At 47.2% G+C, this 1,415-nt stretch carries 2 tRNA genes and 2 rRNA genes; all 4 read right to left on the bottom strand.

From position 1 onward, the window contains the following. Window positions 1-111, bottom strand: a 23S ribosomal RNA gene (locus C7N41_RS07750); the annotation flags it as partial. 170 nt (window positions 112-281) lie between these two features. Further along, window positions 282-354: transfer RNA gene (locus tag C7N41_RS07550), tRNA-Ala, on the bottom strand. A gap of 34 nt (window positions 355-388) precedes the next feature. Next, window positions 389-463, bottom strand: a tRNA-Ile gene (locus tag C7N41_RS07545). Between the two features lie 88 nt (window positions 464-551). Continuing rightward, a 16S ribosomal RNA gene (locus C7N41_RS07540) occupies window positions 552-1,415 on the bottom strand; the annotation flags it as partial.

Raw genomic sequence — 1,415 nt, 5'->3', positions numbered from 1 at the left:
RATCTCCGGATCAAAGCTTACGTACAGCTCCCCGAAGCATATCGGTGTTAGTCCCGTCCTTCATCAGCTCCTAGTGCCAAGCATCCACCATGCGCCCTTCATAACTTAACCTAATTCATCACTACGTGATGTTTGGTTAATTGAGTATTATACGAATAAAACTATTTAAAAAACTCAAAATAACGCGGTGTTCTCGGTTAAAATTGTATTTAATACAAATTTAATTTAGAAATTAATAATATCTAGTTTTCAAAGAACCAAGTTCGACACTTACGTGTCAATGGAGAATAGCGGAATCGAACCGCTGACCTCCTGCTTGCAAGGCAGGTGCTCTCCCAGCTGAGCTAATTCCCCATATATAAAGTTTCGTGGCAATCCACTAGTCCAATGGGCCTAAATGGACTCGAACCATCGACCTCACGCTTATCAGGCGTGCGCTCTCAACCAACTGAGCTATAGGCCCAAAAAGCATAAGCTTTATGTTTGAGAGTARACCTCTCAAAACTGAATAAGATTRATCAATCTAATGTAAGTTTCCGTAATATCCTTAGAAAGGAGGTGATCCAGCCGCAGGTTCTCCTACGGCTACCTTGTTACGACTTCACCCTAATCATCTGTCCCACCTTAGACAACTAGCTCCCGAAGGTTACTCCATCGTCTTTGGGTGTTACAAACTCTCATGGTGTGACGGGCGGTGTGTACAAGGCCCGGGAACGTATTCACCGTGGCATGCTGATCCACGATTACTAGTGATTCCAACTTCATGCAGGCGAGTTGCAGCCTGCAATCCGAACTGAGAATGGCTTTAAGAGATTAGCTTGACCTCGCGGTTTCGCAACTCGTTGTACCATCCATTGTAGCACGTGTGTAGCCCAGGTCATAAGGGGCATGATGATTTGACGTCATCCCCACCTTCCTCCGGTTTATCACCGGCAGTCTCACTAGAGTGCCCAACTTAATGCTGGCAACTAATAATAAGGGTTGCGCTCGTTGCGGGACTTAACCCAACATCTCACGACACGAGCTGACGACAACCATGCACCACCTGTCATTCTGTCCCCGAAGGAACGCCTAATCTCTTAGGTTGGCAGAAGATGTCAAGACCTGGTAAGGTTCTTCGCGTAGCTCGAATTAAACCACATGCTCCACCACTTGTGCGGGCCCCCGTCAATTCCTTTGAGTTTCAACCTTGCGGTCGTACTCCCCAGGCGGAATACTTAATGCGTTAGCTGCGGCACTGAAGGGCGGAAACCCTCCAACACCTAGTATTCATCGTTTACGGCATGGACTACCAGGGTATCTAATCCTGTTCGCTACCCATGCTTTCGAGCCTCAGTGTCAGTAACAGACCAGATAGCCGCCTTCGCCACTGGTGTTCTTCCATATATCTACGCATTTCACCGCTACACATGGAG

It is taken from the genome of Apilactobacillus micheneri (assembly GCF_002993975.1).
GTDB classification, from domain to species: Bacteria; Bacillota; Bacilli; order Lactobacillales; family Lactobacillaceae; genus Apilactobacillus; species Apilactobacillus micheneri.
This window is presented reverse-complemented; position numbering and strand designations above follow the sequence as displayed.